This window comes from Pseudomonas sp. LBUM1648 (assembly GCF_059716145.1).
Map to the genome: position 1 here is coordinate 2673102 of NZ_CP166808.1, position 22616 is coordinate 2695717.

Sequence of the window (22616 nt, forward strand, 5' to 3'; positions counted from 1 at the left end):
CCGAGATTCTGACATGGACATCCGTCAATTCGCCTACCCGGCCGGTCAGCCTTCTGCTGCCGTAAAACACCGCGAACACTTCCTGGGCATGCCAAAACGCGGTCTGGCGTTCCTGCTGGCGAACGTCATGTTCTGGCAACCGATGTGGGCGCAGGCGGATGGAATTGTCGTGGCCAACCCGAACACCTCGCTGGATCGGGCCGGCAACGGCGTGCCGATCATTAACATCGCCACGCCCAATGGCAGCGGGCTGTCGCACAACCAGTTTCACGATTACAACGTCGGCGCTCAGGGCGTGATTCTCAACAACGGTGCGACCCAGACGTCGAACACCCAGTTGGGGGGGCACATCATCGGCAACCCGAACCTGAAAAACAGCGGTTCGGCGCAGGCGATTCTCAACGAAGTCGTCAGCGGCAATCCGAGCCAGTTGCGCGGTTATACCGAGGTAGCGGGGCAGTCGGCACGGGTGATCGTCGCCAACCCGTATGGCATCACCTGTAATGGCTGCGGTTTCATCAACGCGCCACGGGTGACGTTGACCACCGGTAAACCGGTGCTCGATAACGGCCACCTGGATCGCTTCCAGGTCGATCAGGGCTCTGTGGTCATCGAAGGTTCCGGCCTCAACGCGAATAACGTCGACCGCTTCGAAATCATCACCCGCAGCGCGAAGATCAACGCCGAGATTCAGGCGCAGAACCTGACCATCGTCGCCGGGCGCAACGACGTCAACGCGCAAACCCTCAATGCCACGGCGCGCGCCGATGATGGCAGCGTCAAACCGCAATTGGCCATCGACTCCTCGGCGCTGGGCGGCATGTACGCCGGGGCGATCAAACTGGTCGGTACCGAGGCCGGGGTCGGGGTGAAACTGGCGGGCAATCTGGCCGCCAGTGGTGGTGATATCCAGATCGATGCCAACGGTCAATTGACCCTCGCGCAGACTTCGGCGGCCACTGCCGTGAACGTCAAGGCCAGCAGCCTTGATGCCCACGGTCCGGTCTACGCCGGCACCGCGCTGAACGTACGAACCCAGGGCGACCTGAGCAACCAGCAAAGCCTCGCCGCGCGCGACAGCATCAGCCTCAGCGCCGGCGGCACCCTGATCAACAACGGCATCATCGAAGCCGGGGTCAACGCCGACAACAGCCGCAACAGCACGGGCGATGTGAGCCTGCGTGCGCAGAATCTCAACAACAGTGGCAAAAGCGTGATCGCCAGTCGCAACGTAACGGCGAACGTAACGCAAACCCTGAACAATCAGGGCGGCGCTTTGAACGCCGCGCAATCCGTCGACATCGTTGCCGGCACGCTGGACAACCAGAACAACGGCAGCGTCCTCGCTAATACCACCGTGCAACTGAGCGCCGGAAAAGTTCTCAACACGCAGGGCGTGATTACCAGCAGTGGCAACCTGAAGGCCGATATCGGCGAGCTGAACAACCACGATGGCGAGATTTCCAGTACGGGTACCCTCGGTATCAACGCGGTCACCCTCGACAACAGCGACGGCCAGGTCACGGGTGACGTGGCGCTGAACATCGGTTTGATCGGTGCGCTGAACAACCGCAACGGTGTGTTGGGTTCCGCTGCGAACGTCAGCATTACCGCCGCCAGCCTGGACAATAGCCACGAGGGCAGTCTCGTCAGCGACGGCAGTCTGACCGCGCGCATCACTGGCGTGTTCGACAACCAGAACGGCGACCTGAGCGCCAAAGGGCTGGTCGATGTCCAGAGTGGCAGCCTCGACAACCGCGGCGGCAGAGTGGTCGGCAAGGATCGCCTGACCCTGCGCAGCGATTCCGTGGACAACCGCGGCGGTAAAGTTCGCGCGACCAAAGACCTGCAACTCAGCGTTGGCACACTCGACAACCGCGACACGGGCCTGCTCGATAGCCAGGCCGCCGTCAACTACAGCGGCACGCAACTGGATAACCGTGGTGGCTTGCTCAGTGCGACAGGGCCGATGATTATCGGCGTTACGCGCATCGATAACAGCGCCGGGCGCATTTCCAGCCAATCCGATCTCACCGCCAACGTGGCGCAGTTCGTCAACCAGGGCGGTAAGCTGGTAGCCCCGGGCACCTTGTTGCTCACCGGCCAGTCACTGGATAACCGTAAGGGCGGTCTGGTAGCCGCCACAAACGCGCTGAAACTGACGGTCGATGATGTCGACAACCGCGGTGGTGAAATCTCCAGCACCGTCGATGTGACCGTCACCGGTCAAAGCCTGAACAACAGCGACAGCGGCAAGATCCTGGCCGGGACCACCCTTGGCCTGACCGTGGCCCGGGTCATCAATCAGACACTCGGACAACTGTTCAGTGTGGGCACCTCGACGCTGGTCGGGCAGAGCCTGGACAACAGCGGCGGCAGCTTCGTTACTCGACAGGGCAATCTGGACATTCGTCTCGACAACGCCTTGAGCAATATCGAGGGTCTGATCAGCAGCGAGGGGACGCTGACTGTAAACGCGGGCAGTCTCGATAACACGCGCGGTCACCTAGCGAGCGCCGGCGCCTTGGCGCTGACCACCACGGGCAACCTGAATAACCAGGCGGGTTTGATCGCCACCGACAGCGGACTGATCCTTGGCTCACAAAGTCTGGATAACAGTCAGGGCGGCTTGATCAGCGGCAAGAAAGCGACCGCGCTGACCACCGGTGTCTTCAACAACGCGTCCGGCGGCAGTTTGATCAGCGGCGACACCCTGGACCTTGACGCGACTGGAGTGAGCAACGGCACCGGTAGCCGGATCGCCAGCGAAAAAGCACTGACCGCGACCGTTACCGGATTCGATCAGCAGGGCGGTCAACTGTTCAGCAAAACGTCCCTGAGCCTCGACCTCAATCACGGCCAGTTGAACAACCGTAACGGCCTGATCAACGCACCGCTGCTGGTGCTGAAAAACCTCAAGGATGTCGATAACCAGGGCGGTGAAATTTCCAGCGCCCAGGCGTTCACCTTGACCGCGCAAAACCTCGATAACAGCAACGGCAAGTTGATCAGTAATCAGGGCCTGACCCTGCGCATCGAACAACTGCTGGCCAGCGTCAAAGGCCTGATTTCCGCGCAGAGCGTGGATGTCAAAAGCGCTCGCCTGGACAACGGCGGCGGCCTGATCACCAGCCGTGGCACCCTCGGGGTGACGGTGGACGGTCAACTGGTCAACCAAGGCGGTACGCTGATCGCTGATGATGAACTGAACCTGAAAGCCGACAGCGTCGACAACAGCGAAGGGCACATCGCCGGTAAAGCCGAGGTTATCGCCAGCGTGGCGACTCTCAATAACCAGCATGGTGAGTTGGTGGCAACCGCTGGGCTGAAGCTCACCGGCAGCAGCCTCGACAACCGTAACGGCGGCCTCGTCGGCGCGAATAATGCGCTGCAACTGACGGTCGCTGCCGTCGATAACCGTGGCGGCGAGCTGTCCAGCCAGGCTGACGTGACGCTGGTCGGCAGTCGTCTGGACAACAGCGATGGCGGCAAGCTGATTGCGCAAGGTGCGTTGAGCCTGACCGTTGATGAAGTGCTCAACCGCGCCAAAGGCCTGCTTTCGGGCAAGACCGACCTGACGCTGACCGGACGCAGCCTCGACAGCACTGCGGGCGCGCTCCTGAGCCAGAGCAATCTGAAACTCGACCTGAGCGGCGACCTGAATAACAGTCAGGGCCTGATCAGTGCCGAGGGCAGCCTTGGCGTGACGGCGGCGAGTGTGACCAACAACCTCGGCAGCCTGTCCATTGCCGGGCCGTTGACATTGACCACCACCGGCGTGGTGCTCAACCGCGGGGGCCAGATCGTCACCGACGCCAGCCTCAACCTCACCAGTGCCAGCCTCGACAACAGCAACGGTGGCAGCCTCAGCGCCAAAGGCGCGGTAGTGGTGCAGACCGGTACGCTCGATAACAGCCACAACGGCAAGCTGAACAGTGGCGATACGCTGGACCTGAAGGCGACCCAGTTGACCAACCAGGACGGCGGGCGCATCGCGAGCGTCGCCGCGCTGACCGCGAACGTTACCGGTCTGGATCAACAGGGCGGCCAGCTGTTCAGCAATACCTCGCTGGCGCTGGATCTGAATCACGGTCAACTGAACAACCAGAACGGCCTGATCGGCGCGCCGTTGCTGATGCTCAAGAATCTTCAAGACGTCAACAACAACGGCGGTGAGATCTCCAGCACCCAGGCGTTCACCGTGACGGCGCGTAGCCTCGACAACAGCAACGGCAAACTGCTCAGCAATCAGGCGGTGACACTGCGCATCGATCAGGCGCTGACCAACATCAAAGGCCTGATTGCCGCCGCCGCGCTGGACATTAAAGCCGCCAGCCTCGACAACAGCGGCGGCACACTGACCAGCCGCGCGAATCTTGACTTGAACGTCGACGGCTTGCTCACCAACCAGAACCAGGGGCTGATCAATGCCACCACTGGCCTGACCGTCAACAGCAATGGCCTGAACAACCAGAGCGGTTCCCTGTTGGGCAGTGCCATCGCCATTGATTTCGGCGCGACCACTGCTGACCTGAACAACGACGGTGGCCTGATCACCACCGAAGGCCAGCTGAGCATTCAACACCTGCGTGACCTGACCAACCGCAGCGGCAAGATCGCCAGCAGCCAAAGTATCGATCTTGTCGCCCGCAGCCTCGACAACAGCGGCGGCAAGCTGGTGAGCAATCATCTGCTGAATATCAACACCGGTGCACTGGTCAACCAGAACGGGGTGATCTCCGGTGTACAAGGACTGACGGTCAACGCTGCCAGCCTCGATAACCGCAACAAGGGCACGCTGTCTGCCAGTGATGGCAACCTCAGCGTGACGTTGAGCGGGGACTTGCTCAACAGCGGCGCCGGAGCACTGGTTACCCAGAAGAACCTCAGCGTCACCGCAGCGAATCTGGATAACAGCAACAACGGCGTGGTCTCCAGCACCGGTGCGCAAACCCTGACTGTCAGCGGTCTGCTGAACAATGCGGCGGGTGGTCTAATCGCCACCGATGCGACCTTGGCAATGCAAGCCATGACGCTGGGCAACGCCGGCGGCACCGTCAACGCCACGCAGGATTTGAGCTTCACCGGCACCACCCTGGATAACACCGGTGGCAGTCTGGCCGGAAATGCCGCCGTTACCCTCGACCTGCTTGGTGCCCTGACCAACACCAACGGCAAACTCGCCAGTGGTGGCGCGCTGCTGCTGCAACGCGCCACGCAGATCAACAACCAGGGCGGCCAACTGGCCAGCCAGGGCCTGATGACCCTGTTGAGCGGTGGTCTGGACAACCGCAATCGTGGCACCGTCGCCGCCAGCGGCCTGTTGACGATCACCACGCCGGGCGCCATTCAGAACAGCGCCGACGGCTTGATCTACAGCCAGAACGGCGACCTCCAAGTCCAGGCCGCCAGCCTTGCCAACGCCAAGGGCACCGTACAGGCCCAAGGCGCAGTCACCGTTGTCAGCAACGGCGATATCGATAACCAGAGCGGCCGGATCCTCGCTACCAACGGTGATCTTTCCATCAAAGCCGATCATCTCGATAGCCGTGGCGGTGTCCTCGCCAGCCTGCAAGCGGCGTTCACCGCACGCCTGACCGGTGTACTGAAAAACGGCTATGACCTGAACAACAATCGTCAGGGTGGGGTGATCCAGGGCCAGCGCTTGAACCTCAATGCGGCGATGGGCCTCGACAACTATGGCGGCCGCATTTCCGCACAAAGCGGCGACGCTATCGTCGTCACCGGAAACTTCGATAACCGCAATGGCGGGCTCTACGCCAAAGGCAAAATCAACGTCACCGGCAATAACTTTGACAACAGCGGCGACAACGACGGCCAAATCGCCGGCCAACAGATCGACCTCAACCTGACCGGAGCACTGAACAACCGCCTGGGCATCATCGAGAGCGACAGCACCCTGGCCATCAAGGCCGCCAGCCTCGACAACCAGACCGGCCAGTTGCGTGCCCTCGGCACCAGCGGCAAAACCAACTTCCAGATTGGCGGCCTGTTCGACAACCGCAATGGCACGCTGGAAACCGCCAACACCGACCTGATGCTCGGCGCCGGCAGCTTCCTCAATACCGGTGGCAGCCTGTTGCACGTCGGCACCGGCATGTTCGACATCTCCACCAACAACGTCATCAACGCCGGCGGCACACTCGTGACCCGTGGTGGCCTGACCATCAACACCGACACCTGGACCAACAGCAGTTCGATTCAGGCCGGGCGCCTGACCGTCAACGTCAACAACCTGACCCAGACCGCCAGCGGCCAGTTGCTCGCCTCCGACAGCTTCACCGGCAACGGCGTCAATTGGTTCAACGAAGGTCTGCTGGCCAGTGACGGCAGCATGAACGTCGGCCTAGGTGCCGCTTATTGGGGCGCGGGGCGCCTCACCAGTCAGGGCAACCTGACCCTGAACGCGGCGCAAGTCAGCCTTACGGGCGCCACCTCCAGCATCGCCGGGGGTGGCCAGACCACGCTCAATGTCGGTGGCCAACTGGACAACGCCGGTCGCCTGACTTCCGGCGCGGGCATGACCATCAATGCCGGCAGCGTGCGCAACTACGGCACCACGGCTGCCGGCACTGACCTGACTCTGACCACCGGTAATCTGGTCAACGCCAAGGGCCTGATTTTCAGCGGCAGGAACATGTCGCTGCGGGTCGCCGATTTCAATAACTACTACGGCAACGTCTACAGCCTCGGCAATCTGATGATTGACCGCGATGGCCAGGGCGGGCTGGCCAACACTATCGTCAACCGCTCCGCATCGCTGCAAAGCGACGGCAGCATGACCTTGGCGGCGAGCTCGATCCAGAACATCCGCGACGTGCTCACGGTCAACAACGCCGGCATCTACACCGCGCGCATCGGTGAAGTCACCTGTATCGAAGGGGTCAACGCCGGTGACTGCAGCGGCAAGCAGAACCACGCGTGGGAAATCGTGCAGCGCGAAAAACTCGAGGTCACTGCGGCCAGCGCTGCGTCCAGCATCACCGCGGGTAGCAACCTGATCATCAATGGCGGTGACCTGCTCAACCAGAGCAGCACCATCGCCACGGCGGGCAACTTCAATGCCAACGTGGCGAACCTGACCAACAGTGGCGTGGAAACCGGTGAAACCGAAACCACCCGCATCTACATGTCCGAGCGCACCCGCGGCGCCGGTGCCTGGTACAACGCCGCAAGCGCCTTCACCAACCAGTACTGGTATGAAAGCAGCGGCTACGACGCCAATAATCTGGGTGGTCTGCAGGGCGGTATCGCCAACTTCATCGGCATGACTGAACGGGAAATCCCGGGGCTGGGCAGCACCCGCAAAATCGCCGGCAGCGACCAGAGCTACGCCGCCGTGATCCAGGCCGCAGGCGCGGTCAACATCACCGCCCAGAACAACATTGATAACAGTGTTGTACGCCCGGGCTACACCTATATCGGCAGCGGTCCGCGCACCGGCACCGGTGCGGGTGGCAGCCAGTTCTCAACGCGCGTCACCGTCAATCAGCAACTGCCGCCGAACCTCGCCCAGCAGCAGGTCAATCCGGTGGTGTTGCCGGGCTTCGCGCTGCCGACCGGGCAGAACGGCCTGTTCCGCCTGAGCGGTCAGGAAAGCACCGCCCCGGTAGCGACCGGCCCGCAGAGCTGGACCATGGGCGGCGCCAGCGTCAACCCGAGCCAGCGCGATCAAACGTTGCCAGGCGTGCAGACGCGCAACATTCTCCTGACCAACAATGCTTCGGCCTCTGCCAGCAGCGTCAACCTGAGCACCGTCGATCACCAGGCCCAGCAACAGGGGGTTGGTGCCAGTGCGATCGACGTCAGCACGCCGGCAGCTGACGTCAGCGGCGCGACCCTGCCGGGTCGCTCCACCGCGTTCACCATCAACCGGGTGCAGGGCGTTCCGACCAGTACGGGCAAATCCAATCCGCAGAAATACCTGGTTGAAACCAACCCGGTACTGACCGACCTCAAGCAGTTCATGAGTTCGGACTACCTGCTGTCCAATCTCGGCTACGACCCTGATCAAAGTGCCAAACGTCTGGGTGATGGCCTCTACGAGCAGACCCTGATCCAGCAAGCCGTGGTCGCCCGTACCGGTCAGCGTTTTATCGACGGTAAAACGTCTAACAGCGAGTTGTTCAAATACCTGATGGACAACGCGCTCACCAGCAAAAACGAGCTCAATCTTTCGGTGGGCGTCAGCCTGACCTCCGAACAAGTCGCGGCGCTGACCCACGACATCGTCTGGATGGAAAACGCCGAAGTGAACGGCGAGCAAGTACTGGTGCCAGTGCTGTACCTGGCCAATGCCAACAATCGCCTGGCCCCTAATGGCGCCCTGATCCAGGGCAGCGACGTGACGCTGATCGCCGGCAAGGACCTGAACAACGCCGGTACCTTGAAGGCAAACAACAACCTTTCGGCCAGCGCCACCAACGACCTGGTCAACAGCGGCCTGATCGAGGCAGGCAATCGCCTCGACCTGCTGGCCGGCAACAACCTGATCAACAAATCCGGCGGCGTCATTGCCGGTAAAGAAGTCTCGTTGACCGCCACCCGTGGCGACATCATCAACGAGCGCACCGTCACCACCCACGAAAGCGACAGCGGCTACCGCAGTGAGCGCAGCGACTTTGTGGACAGTGCTGCGCGTATCGAAGCGGCCAACAGTCTGACCATCAAGGCTGGACAGGACTTCAACAACACCGGTGGCGTTCTGAAAAGCGGCTTGGACACCACGATCAATGCCGGGCGTGACGTCAACCTCGTTTCGGCCGAGCAGGTCTCAGGCGGGCAACGTGGTCTGCACACGGATCAGAATATTACTCAGTATGGTTCGGCCATTAATGCCGGTCAGAGTCTGATCGTAAGTGCAGGTCGCGATGTCACCGCCATTGCCAGCCAGATCGGCGCCAAACGCGACGTAGATATGAGCGCCGTGGGTGACCTGACCCTGGCCTCGGCGGCGGATGAAGAGCACTCATACACCAAGACCAAAAAGGTGACCAGTCAGGAGGATCATGTCAGTCAGGTTTCCACAACCCTGACTGCTGGCGGGACTGTCTTGCTCAACGCCGGTAAAGACTTGAGCCTGATTGCCAGTCGGGTCAGTGCAGGGAATGAGGCTTATCTGACGGCGGGTGCCAATCTGGCGCTGCAATCGGCGCAAGACACGGATTACAGCTTCTACAGCAAGACCAAGAAAAGCTCTTCCGGTAAGAAAAGCCGCCTTGACGAGCAATCCAGCACCACCAATATCGCCAGCTCGGTAACGTCGGGGGGCAATGCAACGCTGGTTGCCAATAACGACATGCTCATCAAGGGCAGTGAAGTTGCCTCTGAAAAAGGTGGTGTGAAACTGGTCGCAGGCAATGACATGCAAATCGTTGCTGTCACTGACTCACAAAGCGTCCGCCATGAAAGCAGCTCCAGCAAAAGTAGTTGGGGCGGCTTGAAGTCGAGCAAGGTCAAGGATCAGGTTTCCGAAACGCAAACGACGGCAGTCGGCAGCATGATTTCGGGTAACACTGTAGATGTGGTGGCCAGTCGAGACGCGACGATTACCGGTTCAGCCTTGGTCAGCACCCAGGATCTAAAGGTACAGGCCGGTCGCGACTTGACCATCAACGCCGCGGAAAACACGTTTACCCGTAATGAACTGCACAAGGAAAAGAACCGCGACCTGACCGGTATATTGACCGCTAACAACCTTGGGGTCGATGACATCACCGGTAACCAGCATCTGTCTGTCGGTAGTCAGAATCATACTGGCCAATCGTCCCAGACCACTTTGACTGGCAGCACCATTGGCTCTAGTGCTGGCAACGTCAGCCTTTCCAGTGGTCGTGAGCTTAGCGTGATCGCCAGCGATCTGGTCAGCACTAAAAACATGAGCCTGACCGGCTCCAAGGTGGCCATTGCTGCGGGCATGGAAAGCTCGAGCCAAAGCAGTACCGACAAATCCAGCAGCCTGGGGGTAGGCCGGGTTATTGGTGGCATGATCGTTGATACGGTCAACACGATTCACAACTCGGTCGAAGCAGCGAAAAACGCCGATGATCCGCGCCTTAAAGCGGTCAAATACGCTCAAGCCGCCATGGCGTTGAACGACCTTGGCGGTATGGCGGGAAGTGCTGAAGGTGCAGGCTCCGACTATGGGAAAAAACAGGGTTCCGCCAGCAATGGCTCGTTGATAAAAATCGGTACGGAACTGGCGAATACCCACAGCAAGAGCACCAGCGAGTACAACAGTCAGACCGCCAAACAGAGCACGATTAATGCCGGCCAGAACCTGTTGATCATCGCTGATGGCGGTGCGCCGGGAACTGTCGGTGATATTCACGTCATCGGAAGCAGCTTGAAAGCCGCCGACACTGCGTTGATTGCCAAGAACGACATCGTTCTGGAGAGCGCGCAGAACACGGCTGACTGGGCCAACAACGGCAGCAATAACAAAACCGCCATCGGCGCTAGCTTTAACCTGGGCGAGCAAAACGGATTTACCCTTGATCTCGGAGCGTCTGTTGCCAAGAGCAAAGGAACCGGAAGCTCGGTCACCCAGGTCAATACAACCCTTGATACCGGATCTCTCTCGTTGCACAGCGGCAACGACACAACGTTAGCGGGTGCGCAAGTCCGCGCCGACAGTATCAAGGCGCTGATTGACGGTAACCTCAACATTACCTCGCGTCAGGACACCGAGACCCAGAGCAGCAAGCAGGGCAGTGCCGGTATCGGCGCGAGCATCTGTATCCCGCCGTTCTGCTATGGCGCAACCGTGACTGGGTCTGCAAGCCTTGCCGCGGGCAACATGAACAGCGACTACAAGGCCGTGACCGATCAGAGCGGTCTGTTCGCCGGCCAAGGTGGTTACGACATCACCGTTGGCAAAAATACGACCCTGCAAGGCGCGGTCATTGCCAGTGAAGCGACACCGGACAAGAACCTGCTCAGCACTGATCGCCTGTTCGTCAGTGACATCAAAAACACGAGTGATATCAGTGCCCAGTCGGCCGGCATTTCCCTGTCTTATGGCGGCAAGTCCGGCACCAGTGTCGGCGGCAGTATTCCGCTGGCGCTTGAAGATTCGGATCAGAGCAAGACTCGCAGCGCCGTTAGCGAAGGCACCATCATCGTTCGCAATTCGGCAGGCGTAAACGATCTGGTCGGGCTGAATCGCGATACCGCAAATGCCAATGAAACTCTGGACAAACCTGATCAAAAAGCCATTCAAGAGCGGATTGATCTGATTCAGAGCACGGTCTCGCTGTCGAGAAACATCATCGGCAAAGTGGCCAACGCCCAGCAGCAAGCGGCCGCTGACAAATTGAAGTCAGCTACGACCGACGAGGAGCGTAAGGCCGCGCTCGATGAGTACATCAGTTGGGGAGTGGGCGGTGATAAACGCATCATGGCGGATGTCGCGGCAGGTTTGATTGCTGTGGGCCTCGGAGGCGTGGGCGGTACGACAGCCATCGGTGTCATCGCCAACACCACGGCTAACGATGCGTTCAAAAAAATCGGCGATTACGCCACGCAGCAAGAACACAACGCTACCGATGCCGTCACTCGAGCGGCGTGGGCCGAAGGCGGGGTTGCACGCGTCATGCTGCACTCGCTGGTTGGTGCGGTGATGGGGTTGTCGGGCAGCAGCGTCGCAGCCGGAGCGTTAGGCGCAGGCGTCTCTGCTGCTTTGATGCCGATGATTGCCAAGGCACTGAAAGATAGCGGTCTGAACGATAAGCAGCAGGATGCGTTGGCCACCTTGATTGCTTCGGGTCTTGGCGCAGCAGCGGGGTCTGGTGGTGGAGCAACGGGCGCGACCACTGCGATTAACGCTGCCTCCAGCGTTGATATGTTCAACCGCCAATTGCACAAGCAGCAGGAGATCCCGCTGCTGAAGAAAAAAGCAGAGGATTTGCAAGCGCATGGGGCCTCGCGCTCGGGTGCTCGTTGGGAAGATTTGCTGCTGCTCGCCGCGGGTGCTGAAGTAGATGCGGCGGGTCTGGAGCACTTGAAAAGCGTCATGCAGAAAACTGTCGGCAATGATCCTGAGTCAAGGAACTTCGCTGAAGATATGGGCGATGCGTATGCAGCAATCACCCAACTGTCCGATCAGAAAATCCCGCTGACTTGGAGTGATGGTCGACCGATCATCGCCAACGGTGCACCGGTTTATGCGTTCAATGCGACAGATGCACAATTCAACGACTCCACTTTGTTCAACGCTGCAGGGACTTATGGGCCGGGAGCGGTTTACCAGCACTGGAGTCAGTTTGGTAAGTCTCAGACGACTCAGTATGAAAATGATCTGACCAAAATCTCCACTTACGCGTCTGATGTGGCGGATGCAGCGGAGCGATTGTCGGCAATAGCGGGTAAAGGAATCCTGTCGGTCAGCGCGATCGATGACGCGATCCTTTCAATGACCGGCCTTCGAGGTGGTAAGGCCGTTATTGATGCGGTTTTGGAGATGCTGGCGAAGAAGGAGGCGGCGAAAAAGTCGATTGCCGAAGTTGTTGCAAAGGACAAACCGAATGGATTTAGCGGCGGAAAACCAACAGTCGAAGGCGATCCTTATCATCCGGCAACTGTCGATCAAAGGGTTGAGATCAATAGAATTCTGTACGGAGCTGAAAATCTGGGGCCTAGTAATCCTAAATGGTTGGAAGTGAAGCAAGATCAAGTTGCGGATCTAAGGGCTTTGCTACCTGATAATCTCAAACGCGAAGGTAACGTGGCGGTGGCAGACGTGCATATTGATGGCCTACCTGCAAATATGGCTGCTCACAGTGGGGTGGATGATGCCATGAGCGGTTTCGTGGGTAGAGGTAGCGGAAGCCTGGAGTCTAAGGTTGTTAATAATGCAACCGGTCGCCCTATCGATAGAGACACAGATGCTGAGTACAAAATACTTGACAATATTTCTGACATGTTAGGAGGCTATAAAAACGCCAGCGGGACGATAGACATTTTTAGCGAGCTAAAGGTCTGCGCCAGTTGTAGTAACGCTATTTCGCAATTCAAGGAACGCTTTCCAAATATCAATGTGAATGTGATGGCTAACCCCAATGGCCATAGAATTTTGAGGGATTGATCATGTCGGTGGTTTTAAGCTATAAAGAAATAATGCAGCGGATGTTTTACTACTATCCTGTTTACTGTCGGAATAAGATCAGGAAGAACAAAAAAGCCGGTTTGTCCTGGGTTGAAGGGGAGCTTGAAGTCGGCTATGCGTTAAATGAGATGGAAGACAGTTTTGTTAATCCAGTGGAAAATCTTATGCTGCAAACTGCAGGGCTTGTGCTGTCGGCAGGAAGGGAACCCGAGGTTGCTTTCGATATTGCTTCTGCAGATATAAAGAAGATTATTGATGCGCATGGATTGGCGTTCCTTATGTCGCAGTTGTCTGATCAAGATGCTCAGCAGGTCAAGTCGGACTTGCAGTTGTTGGACATTATTTAATGGTTTCTGTAGCCCGGCAGGTTTATTAAGTCGATTAATCCGCCCGCTACGTCTTGCACAGGATAGTAAAAAGTGGCCAGAACCGGTCTGTTGTTTACGTTATTTTTCATACTGTCGGGCTGCCATTCCAACGTCCGAGACGCTTCCCCCAGTCTCCTGAACGATGGCATCCAGTTGCAGCAAAAAATGGTCACGGAAGATGCACAACACGCCAAAGTCATCATGAAAGCGTCGGGCTACACATACCCCGTCGAGTTCTCGGTCCGCCGTGCGGCAGATCCTGACCGGCGAATGGAAATGCTGGGCACCGTGGTGGATTCGGGGCGGGGCAAGGTGTTCGGCTGGATCGCCAAGCTCAGCGAAGCGGCCAATAGCGCCACGTTAAAACATTTCCCGCAGTTGGAAACGCAAGCCAATGCCGATGAACCGTTCGAGGTGTCGGGGCGTTCGAACGGCATGGGTACCGGGAATACCTATAGCTGCGGGCCACTGAACAGTACCTTTACGCCGGAACGAAGCAAGGTCTATCTGGTGGAGTTCCAGTTTGTCGGGCAGGGTTGCGAGCAGCATGTTTACGATGTCACCCGGCCGGGTCAACGCAGTCTCATCGGGGCTTGAACCACTTGAAATTAAGCATTGATTTCCCTGCCAACCTGATCACCGACGACTTGCTCAGACAGCAACGGATTCCATGCCTTTGCAAGGTTTCAACGCAGTTCGAAATTGTCTTCTCGGACACGGTCCCTGAATCATCCGGGATCGTCTCAGGCTGGAATCGTGAGGAACTGGAGCGACGCGCGGTCGCCGGGGTGGGGGGTCAATACACCCACTATGCCAATAGCCTGATCACCTTAAGCAAAATTGGCGAAGATCTTTACGAGATCATTGATCTTGAAATGTTCTACCGAAGCTTTGGTTGGTGCGCTGTTCTCCGAGATGGACAATACGCCCCCCCGGAAATTTCTGGGACGAAGAGCCCGCTCAAAACTAACACGCCCCGAACCCTGTCGGGGCGTTTTCATTTATCGGACTTAGCCAGCACAGCGTCTACCGAAACGCCGGCACCGCATGTTTGATAAACAGCCCCAGTGCCTCTGCTCTCGGCGCCCGGCGGATTTCCTTTCCTGTTTAACCGGGTGTAACGCTTGGCGGGCAGGCAGCGTGGATCTGCTTACGTTGGTGGGAAAGCTGTTGAGTGGGTTGGAGGAAAGTGGGTTGATGCAAAAGGCAGCACTGCCAAGAGTCCAGACTCAATTGGTGCTATAGCCGATAGTGAGGCTGGAGGATTTTCCTACTACGATCAGTTTAAGAAAGCCGATGGAGGGGTGGGATTGGCCGAAAAACCTCGGATTCGCTGAAGATCCTGTTAAAAATACGTTACAAGTTGGCTCCAGGCTGGACCGCTATGGCGGACCAGATGGCTCATTTTGTCGCCCAAAGGCACTCCATTTGATCAAAGAGCATTGGCACCCGGCTCAAGGGCTGGGGGATACTACGAATATGAAGTACTTAAACCGTTACCTGTAATACAGGGGAAAATTGCCCATGCATTCAATCAGCCGGGTGGAGGAATACAAATTCTGCCGGCTTTTTCCGAGAGGGTTAACGTGCAATGGCTTATTGATAATCACTTTATAAGAGAGGTGCGGTAAAAATGGTTGCCTCTATTCATGAAATACAATCTATAGTTGATGAGCTTGGAAGAAGAGTTAATGTACCAAAATCATTGTTGATCGTCTTGTCAGCTCCCGCAGATGACGGGGCGCCTTATGTCGAACTTCATGACAATGGCTTTAGCTATGTGTCTTCTGAGAGAGGTTTTGAGATATATAATAAATCGACTGAGTCCTTGGATGAGTTGCTTTATTGGGTTGTGAACAGGGCCGTGCGACAGATGGCTGTTAAGTATGAGCTTGATAATAGAGTGGGTAATTGCGATACGAGAAGAGTTTATTTTTCCAGATTGGTACAACTGCTTGGTGAAATAAAGCCTGAATGGGCGGAGCTTGCAAGGCAGGAAGTTGATGCCGTGCTAAAGTCTTTCCCGTACGTAGATGGCTGAATCATGTGTTGGAGAAAAAGGGGGCTGATTTATTTTTACCTATTTTTACCTATGCTGACTTAAAAGGTTGAAAATAAATCTGTCCCCTTTTTTTCTGCCTTTTTTCCTTGGGCTCCAACGAAGGAGGAACTCGAATGGTTCAACGGTATAAAGAATATGATTAACGCAGTAACAGGTGAGCGCATTCTTGTCTGTATCGACAATGTTTATGGGCCCTACATTCGGGTGTCATCATTTCAGGACGGAGGGGCTCTGGAAGACCTGCTGGATGAAAAATTTTTCGTGCTCTACTGGAAAGGAACTCCGGACGATTTAAAGGATTTGGGTGGCAATGAGTATTTTTTTGGTGGTGTGGCCGATCCCGTCAAACTACAATCCATTTTGGACTCTATCGAGTTTGAATAATAATCATGAAAGCCGTTTCTTATTATCGTTCGCTCCCGGACTCGATGCCTGAAGAAGATGTGACAAAGGAATTTCATGAACTTCTGCAAGAAGTACCTGGTTCTGAGCGGTTGAAACATGATTTTCTCCAGGCTCTGTTAGAGCTCAGCGATCGTCAGTGGCACACCTATAAAGGGATGGACCAGCCACTGAAGACTCAGATCGAGAAAATCTTGATCAATTGGTGGGATGGATACGATTTCGATTTTGCTGAGGGCTCGATCATCGTTGCTGCAATGCTTGGGTTGGTTGAACTTTTTGATTTTATATCAAATCGAAGTGTTGCCGAGCTTTCACCTGAAGTAGCTGTCGAGATTAAAGAGGCAATTGCTGAGCTGGGTGATAATATCGCTGATCCGTATAGTGGTCTGTGATTTGAAGCGACCAATAATCCGCGAATAGGAGTGGCCACATTTAAGCATCATTGAGAAAGGCGTAGGATGTGATTCCGGATTGAAATCCAGTCAGGCTAAAACAATGAAAACGCCCCGAACACTGTCGGGGCGTTTTTATGTGCCGTGTTCAATCAGTAAGGCATTTAGCGAAACGCCGGCACCACATCCCTGATAAACAACTCCAGCGACTTCTTCTTCTCCTCATGCGGCAAGCTGTTATCGCACCAGAAACTGAACTCATCCACGCCCAGTTCCTGGTAGTACTTGATCCGCGGAATGATCTCTTCCGGCGTACCAATCATCGCGGTTTTGTGCAGACTTTCCAGCTCAAACTCCGGACGCCCGGCAAACTTCTCTTCCGGGCTCGGGGCGAGGAAGCCGTTGACCGGTGTCTCCTTGTTCCCAAACCATGCATCGAACGTGCGATAGAAGCGTGAGATCGCTTTCGCGCCAACTTTCCAGCCGTCCGGATTATCAGCGGTGTGAACGTGGGTATGGCGCAGCACCATCAATTGCGGGCGCGGTACGTCGGGGTTGTTGTCCAGCGCTGTCTGGAATTTGTTCTTCAGGTCGAGGACTTCTTCGTCGCCCTTCATCAGCGGCGTGACCATGACGTTGCAGCCGTTGGCCACGGCGAAGTTGTGTGAGTCCGGGTCGCGGGCGGCGATCCACATCGGCGGGTTGGGCTTCTGGATTGGCTTCGGCACGCTGGTGGAGGTGGGGAATTTCCAGATGTCGCCGTCGTGGGCGTAGTCGCCTTGCCACAGGGCGCGGACTACCGGGACCATTTCCCGCAGGGCCTGGCCACCGCTTGATGCTGGCATGCCGCCGGCCATGCGATCGAATTCAACTTGATAAGCGCCGCGTGCCAGACCGACTTCCATGCGGCCGTTGCTGATCACGTCGAGCAAGGCGCATTCACCGGCGACCCGCAGCGGGTGCCAGAACGGCGCGATGATGGTGCCGGCGCCGAGGTGAATGGTGGTGGTTTTGGCCGCGAGGTAGGCGAGCAGTGGCATCGGGCTTGGCGAGATGGTGTATTCCATGGCGTGGTGTTCGCCGATCCACACGGTGCTGAAACCGCCGGCCTCGGCCATCAGGGTCAGTTCGGTCAGATCTTCGAACAGTTGGCGGTGGCTGACGCTTTCGTCCCAGCGTTCCATGTGGATGAACAGGGAAAATTTCATGACGCTACCTCGGATCTTTTGTTATTGGCCGGTCGTGTGCGGACCTGACTGAGTGGTAATCGTAGGGATCAGGCGAAAGCGGGCAGGGCGCCCATCTTGCCGTGGCAGTACACCAGCGGCCCGGTGTGCTGCTCGGGGACGATCAGATTTTTCACGGCGCCGACCATGATGGCGTGGTCGCCGCCTTCGTATTCGCGCCACAACTCACACTCGATGATAGCCGTCGCGTTGGCCAGGATCGGGTTGCCCAGTTCGCTCAACGTCCACTCGATGCCTTGTGCCTTGTCTTTGCCTTTACGGGCGAAGGCGTAGGCTTCGTTTTGCTGGCCGCCGGACAGAAAGTGGATCGCAAAACGCTTGTTCTTGATCAGCACAGGGTAGGAGTCGGAGCTGTAGTTGGGGCAGAACAGCACCAGCGCCGGGTCCATCGATAACGAACTGAAGGCGCTGGCGGTCAGGCCGACAATCTGACCGTCATCATCCAGCGTGGTGATAACGGTTACGCCGGACGGGAACGAGCCCATGACTTGTTTGTAGATGGCGGCATCGATCATTGGACAGTCCTCGGGTGGTGTGACGCTGTTTTTATGTGTTTGTTGGTCTGATGGTATACCACAAAATAATCTTTGCAAGAGCTTTTAAGCTGAACCGATAAACGTGCTGCGTTCGTCGGAAACTGTGTATCTACGGGGCTTTCGGCTGTTCTAGAAGCCGCTGTTTCAGCGAGGATGACGGATCAGATAGCGCCGCAAACTGCGGATCAGTCTTGTGAAATGTTTGGAATACCATAATATGGTTCGCATCTGAGGGGCGACCAGAGAGTCCTCCCGGTTTGGCTTCATACAACGATAAGAACAGACAAACTCGAGTTCATGCATATGTCCCAGATGTCCCGGCAAGATCCGTTGATCGAGAATCACACGGTCGACTACGTTCCACTCGCGGAACGCCACGGGAAGGCCCGCGACCTTTTCACCCTTTGGTTCAGCACCAACATTGCGCCACTGCCCATTGTCACCGGCGCCATGGTGGTTCAGGTGTTCCATCTCGATTTGCTCTGGGGGCTGTTGGCGATTGCGCTGGGGCACATGGTCGGTGGCGTGGTGATTGCGCTGGCGTCGGCGCAAGGCCCGCGCATGGGCATTCCGCAAATGGTCCAGAGTCGCGGTCAGTTCGGACGCTACGGTGCGCTGTTGATCGTGTTCTTCGCGGCGATCATCTACATCGGGTTCTTCATTTCCAACATCGTGCTGGCGGGCAAATCCATTGTCGGCATCGCGCCGTCAGTGCCGGCACCGCTGAGCATTCTGATCGGTGCGCTGGCCGCCACGGCGATTGGCGTGATCGGCTACAACTTCATTCATACGTTGAACCGCATCGGTACCTGGGTGATGGGCAGCGCGTTGCTGGCCGGTTTCATCTACATCTTTGCCCATGACTTGCCGGCGGACTTTTTAACGCGCGGCAGTTTCAATCTGTCCGGCTGGCTGGCGACGGTGTCGCTGGGGATTATCTGGCAGATCAGTTTTTCCCCGTACGTGTCCGACTATTCGCGTTATCTGCCGGCGGACATCGGCATCGCCAAGCCGTTTTGGGCTACGTATCTGGGCGCAACGCTGGGCACGATTCTGTCGTTCAGCTTCGGCGCGGTGGCGGTGCTGGCAACGCCGGAAGGCACTGAAGCGATGGTCGCGGTGAAGCAGTCCACTGGGTGGCTGGGGCCGATTCTGATGGTGCTGTTCCTGCTCAATATCATCAGCCACAACGCGCTCAATCTGTATGGTGCGGTGCTGTCGATCATTACGTCTATCCAGACCTTCGCCAGCCAATGGACACCGAGCATCAAGGTACGCGTGGTGCTGTCGAGTGTGATATTGGCCGGTTGCTGCGTGGTCGCACTCGGCGCGTCGGCGGATTTCATTTCCGAGTTCATCAGTCTGATTCTCGCGCTGTTGCTGGTACTGGTGCCGTGGGCGACGATCAATCTGATCGACTTCTACCTGATCAAGCGAGGCTGCTACGACATCACCTCGATCTTCCGTGCTGACGGTGGAATTTACGGGCGCTTCAACCTGCACGCGATCATTGCCTATTTCATCGGCATCCTCGTGCAGTTGCCGTTTGCCAACACTTCGCTGTACATCGGGCCTTACGCCAATCTGGTGGAGGGTGCGGACCTGTCGTGGCTGGTCGGCCTGGTGGTGACGGTTCCGCTGTATTACTGCCTCGCGACGCGCGGCCAGACTCAGCAGAGCAGGGCTGCGAGGTTGGGTTACACCGACTGATCTGCGTCTGCAGTACAAACAATGCCCGGCCAATCGCCGGGCATTATTGTTTCCGCATTCTGGCGGACATTCAAATTGGCCACATCGATCCCCTTTTGGCCAATCGCCCTCTGTGATCCGTCTACGCTGTCAGCAAGAATCAGGGCCATAACGAGACGCCAGACCTTTTTTGCCCTCGGCTACCTTTAAAGCCGCTGCCGTGTACAGAACATAAAAACCATCGAACTCACGTCGCATTCTGGGGAAACAACCATGGTCACGATGAAACGCATACTGGGTGCCACCGTGTGTGGGCTGACGCTGCTGGCCAGCGCCGTCCAGGCTGAGCAGCGCGAGCTGCGGGTGTACAACTGGGCGGATTACATCCTGCCGTCCGTGCCCAAGGATTTCGCCGCAAAAAACGGCATCAAAGTGACCTGGGACACCTTCGATACCAACGAATCCCTGGAAGCCAAACTGCTGACCGGTAACTCCGGTTACGATCTGGTGGTGCCTTCGAACCAGTTCCTCGATACGCAGATCAAGGCTGGTGTTTTCCAGAAACTCGACAAGTCCAAGCTACCGAACTGGAGCCACCAGGATCCGGAACTGTTGAAGCTGCTGGGCAAGAACGATCCGGGTAACCAGTACGGCGTGCCGTACATGGTCGGTACCGTGCTGATCGGCTTCAACCCGGCCAAGGTCAAGGCTGCGCTGGGCGAGAACGCTCCAGTCGACAGCTGGGATCTGGTGTTCAAACCCGAGAACATGGAAAAACTCAAATCCTGCGGCGTGGCGATGCTCGATTCGCCGACGGAGATTCTGCCGCTGGCCCTGCATTATCTCGGTCTCGACCCGAACAGCCAGAACCCCGCCGACTATGAAAAAGCCAAGGAGTTAATGCTCAAGGTTCGTCCATACGTGACCTATTTCAACTCGGCCAAATACATGACCGACATCGCCAACGGCGACATCTGCGTGGCCATCGGTTACTCGGGCAGCTTCTACCAGTTCGGCAACCGCGCCAAAGAGGCGGGCAACGGCGTGGTGGTCGACTGGCGCTTGCCGAAGGAGGGCGCTCCGATCTGGTTCGACACGTTCGCGATTCCGAAGAGCGCGAAGAACGTCGCTGAAGCCCACGAATTCCTCAACACCTTGCTCGATCCGAAGGTGATTGCGCCGATCAGTGATTTCCTCGGTTACCCGAACGCGAACAAGGATTCAATGGCGCTGATCAACAAAGAGATTACCGGCAACCCGAATCTGACGCCGACCCCTGAAGCGCTGAAAACCCTCTACGTGGTTCAGCCATTGCCGCAGAAGCTTGAGCGTGTACGCACGCGGGTCTGGACCAGCATCAAGTCCGATAAGTAATACCGGCAACTCTTCTATCTGCATGCAGACTAGAGCGCGACTCTCGCGCTCTGGGCTTCTCCCGCAGAGCCGCGTAGCGGGTTTGGCAGCGGATCACGACAATAACGCCGATTCACAGGATCAATATGGCTTGAGCCAACTGCTGATCGGTGTAATCCGAATCCTTGAGCACTTCGCGAATCCGCAAAAATGCCGCCTCCATTCGCGCCCCGCGAATCTCTCCGGCACTGGCCACAAACGCCGCCGCATCGTCCTTGGCCGCCAGCACAACCTTGTCGTCCTTGAACGATCCGCTCGTCCCTTTACTCGAGCTGAGCGTCAGGCTCAGGGTGATGTCGGTGCTGATGACGAAACTGGTGGCATGTGCTTCGGCCGCCAGCAAGCAGCCGCCAAGCAGTAAAACCTGTGCAGTCTTCATGACGCATTCAAATCCGTGGGAAACCAGCCGCGAACGCTATCAAGCCGATTCCCCGCAGACTTTATGAACTTTGCCAATGATTGTTAAAAACTGCGTGAGTGCCGATCACCCGGCGGCGCGCGACGTGTGCCGCGAGCGTGTTAACATCCGCGTTTTTGCACGATAGACCCGTTGAGAGCTGAGCACTGATGGCCACCAGATCCGTTGTACTCGATACCGAAACCACCGGCATGCCGGTGACCGATGGTCACCGGATTATCGAAATCGGCTGTGTCGAACTGATCGGTCGGCGCCTGACGGGCCGGCACTTTCACGTTTACCTGCAACCGGATCGCGAGAGTGATGAAGGCGCCATCGGCGTCCACGGCATCACCAACGAATTCCTGGTGGGCAAGCCGCGCTTTGCTGAAGTCGCTGATGAGTTCTTCGAGTTCATCAAGGGCGCGCAGCTGATCATCCATAACGCGGCGTTCGACGTTGGCTTCATCAACAACGAATTCGCCTTGATGGGCCAGCAGGATCGCGCCGACATCACGCAGCACTGCTCGATCCTCGATACCCTGATGATGGCCCGGGAGCGTCACCCGGGGCAGCGCAACAGCCTCGATGCGTTGTGCAAACGTTATGGCGTCGACAACTCCGGCCGTGAACTGCACGGCGCTTTGCTCGACTCGGAGATTCTCGCCGACGTTTACCTGACCATGACCGGGGGCCAGACCAGCCTGTCGTTGGCCGGCAACGCTTCCGACGGTAATGGTACTGGGGAAGGCGCGGATAACTCCGCCACGGAAATCCGTCGCTTGCCGGCCGATCGCCAGCCAGCGCGGATCATTCGCGCGACGGAGGATGAACTGGCTGCTCACTTGGTGCGTCTGGAAATCATCGCCAAATCCGCTGGCGGTCCGGCGCTGTGGACGCAGATCGCAGAAGCCGACGCGCAGGCCTGAAGAGCAAAAGATCTTTTACTTTTGGCAGTACTGACAAGTGGCCACCCTCGCC

Annotated in this window: 14 protein-coding genes; 11 read left to right on the forward strand and 3 right to left on the reverse strand. The window is 57.3% G+C overall.

Annotated elements, in window-relative coordinates; all coding sequences use genetic code 11:
• The first annotated feature begins 13 nt into the window (after window positions 1–13).
• The 8 genes from ACA043_RS12415 to ACA043_RS12450 all read left to right on the forward strand — a co-directional run bounded on the left by ACA043_RS12415 (window position 14) and on the right by ACA043_RS12450 (window position 16353).
• The gene (locus tag ACA043_RS12415) at window positions 14–13105 is read left to right on the forward strand and encodes a two-partner secretion domain-containing protein (protein ID WP_497659332.1); all 13092 of its coding nucleotides are present in this window, start codon (window positions 14–16) and stop codon (window positions 13103–13105) included.
• 2 nt (window positions 13106–13107) lie between these two features.
• Window positions 13108–13473: a hypothetical protein gene (locus tag ACA043_RS12420; RefSeq protein WP_497659333.1), complete on the forward strand. Its 366-nt coding sequence runs from the start codon at window positions 13108–13110 to the stop codon at window positions 13471–13473.
• Between the two features lie 72 nt (window positions 13474–13545).
• Window positions 13546–14091, forward strand: a complete 546-nt coding sequence (locus ACA043_RS12425; protein ID WP_497659334.1) for a hypothetical protein — start codon at window positions 13546–13548, stop codon at window positions 14089–14091.
• A gap of 5 nt (window positions 14092–14096) precedes the next feature.
• Window positions 14097–14549 carry a hypothetical protein gene (locus ACA043_RS12430; protein ID WP_497659335.1) on the forward strand — a complete coding sequence of 151 codons (453 nt, stop codon included), beginning with the start codon at window positions 14097–14099 and terminating at the stop codon, window positions 14547–14549.
• A 351-nt stretch (window positions 14550–14900) separates the two neighbouring features.
• Entirely contained in the window at window positions 14901–15125 is a 225-nt protein-coding gene (locus ACA043_RS12435) for a TNT domain-containing protein (RefSeq protein ID WP_497659336.1), read from the forward strand.
• 2 nt (window positions 15126–15127) lie between these two features.
• On the forward strand, window positions 15128–15535 hold the full coding sequence (locus tag ACA043_RS12440) for an Imm63 family immunity protein (protein ID WP_497659337.1): 408 nt from the start codon (window positions 15128–15130) through the stop codon (window positions 15533–15535).
• A 156-nt stretch (window positions 15536–15691) separates the two neighbouring features.
• Complete coding sequence (locus ACA043_RS12445) at window positions 15692–15940, forward strand: hypothetical protein (protein ID WP_497659338.1); 249 nt, start codon at window positions 15692–15694, stop codon at window positions 15938–15940.
• Window positions 15941–15945: 5 nt separating this feature from the next.
• On the forward strand, window positions 15946–16353 hold the full coding sequence (locus ACA043_RS12450; protein ID WP_497659339.1) for a hypothetical protein: 408 nt from the start codon (window positions 15946–15948) through the stop codon (window positions 16351–16353).
• Window positions 16354–16517: 164 nt separating this feature from the next.
• Here ACA043_RS12450 and ACA043_RS12455 read toward each other — a convergent pair whose 3' ends face one another.
• Both ACA043_RS12455 and ACA043_RS12460 read right to left on the reverse strand, forming a co-directional pair.
• Complete coding sequence (locus ACA043_RS12455) at window positions 16518–17561, reverse strand: LLM class flavin-dependent oxidoreductase (RefSeq protein ID WP_497659340.1); 1044 nt, start codon at window positions 17559–17561, stop codon at window positions 16518–16520.
• 68 nt (window positions 17562–17629) lie between these two features.
• The gene (locus tag ACA043_RS12460) at window positions 17630–18115 is read right to left on the reverse strand and encodes a flavin reductase family protein (RefSeq protein WP_187681005.1); all 486 of its coding nucleotides are present in this window, start codon (window positions 18113–18115) and stop codon (window positions 17630–17632) included.
• A gap of 324 nt (window positions 18116–18439) precedes the next feature.
• Between ACA043_RS12460 and ACA043_RS12465 the strand changes: the two genes are divergently transcribed.
• Both ACA043_RS12465 and ACA043_RS12470 read left to right on the forward strand, forming a co-directional pair.
• Window positions 18440–19846: a purine-cytosine permease family protein gene (locus ACA043_RS12465; RefSeq protein ID WP_497659341.1), complete on the forward strand. Its 1407-nt coding sequence runs from the start codon at window positions 18440–18442 to the stop codon at window positions 19844–19846.
• 252 nt (window positions 19847–20098) lie between these two features.
• A complete protein-coding gene (locus ACA043_RS12470) occupies window positions 20099–21199 on the forward strand; it encodes a polyamine ABC transporter substrate-binding protein (RefSeq protein ID WP_187681007.1) in 1101 nt (366 codons plus the stop codon).
• A 112-nt stretch (window positions 21200–21311) separates the two neighbouring features.
• Here ACA043_RS12470 and ACA043_RS12475 read toward each other — a convergent pair whose 3' ends face one another.
• On the reverse strand, window positions 21312–21617 hold the full coding sequence (locus ACA043_RS12475) for a DUF2388 domain-containing protein (RefSeq protein WP_489880917.1): 306 nt from the start codon (window positions 21615–21617) through the stop codon (window positions 21312–21314).
• Window positions 21618–21805: 188 nt separating this feature from the next.
• Here ACA043_RS12475 and dnaQ point away from each other — a divergent pair, with 188 nt between their 5' ends.
• Window positions 21806–22564, forward strand: coding sequence for a DNA polymerase III subunit epsilon (dnaQ, locus tag ACA043_RS12480; protein ID WP_401265319.1), 759 nt, complete (start codon window positions 21806–21808; stop codon window positions 22562–22564).
• The last annotated feature ends 52 nt before the right edge of the window (window positions 22565–22616 follow it).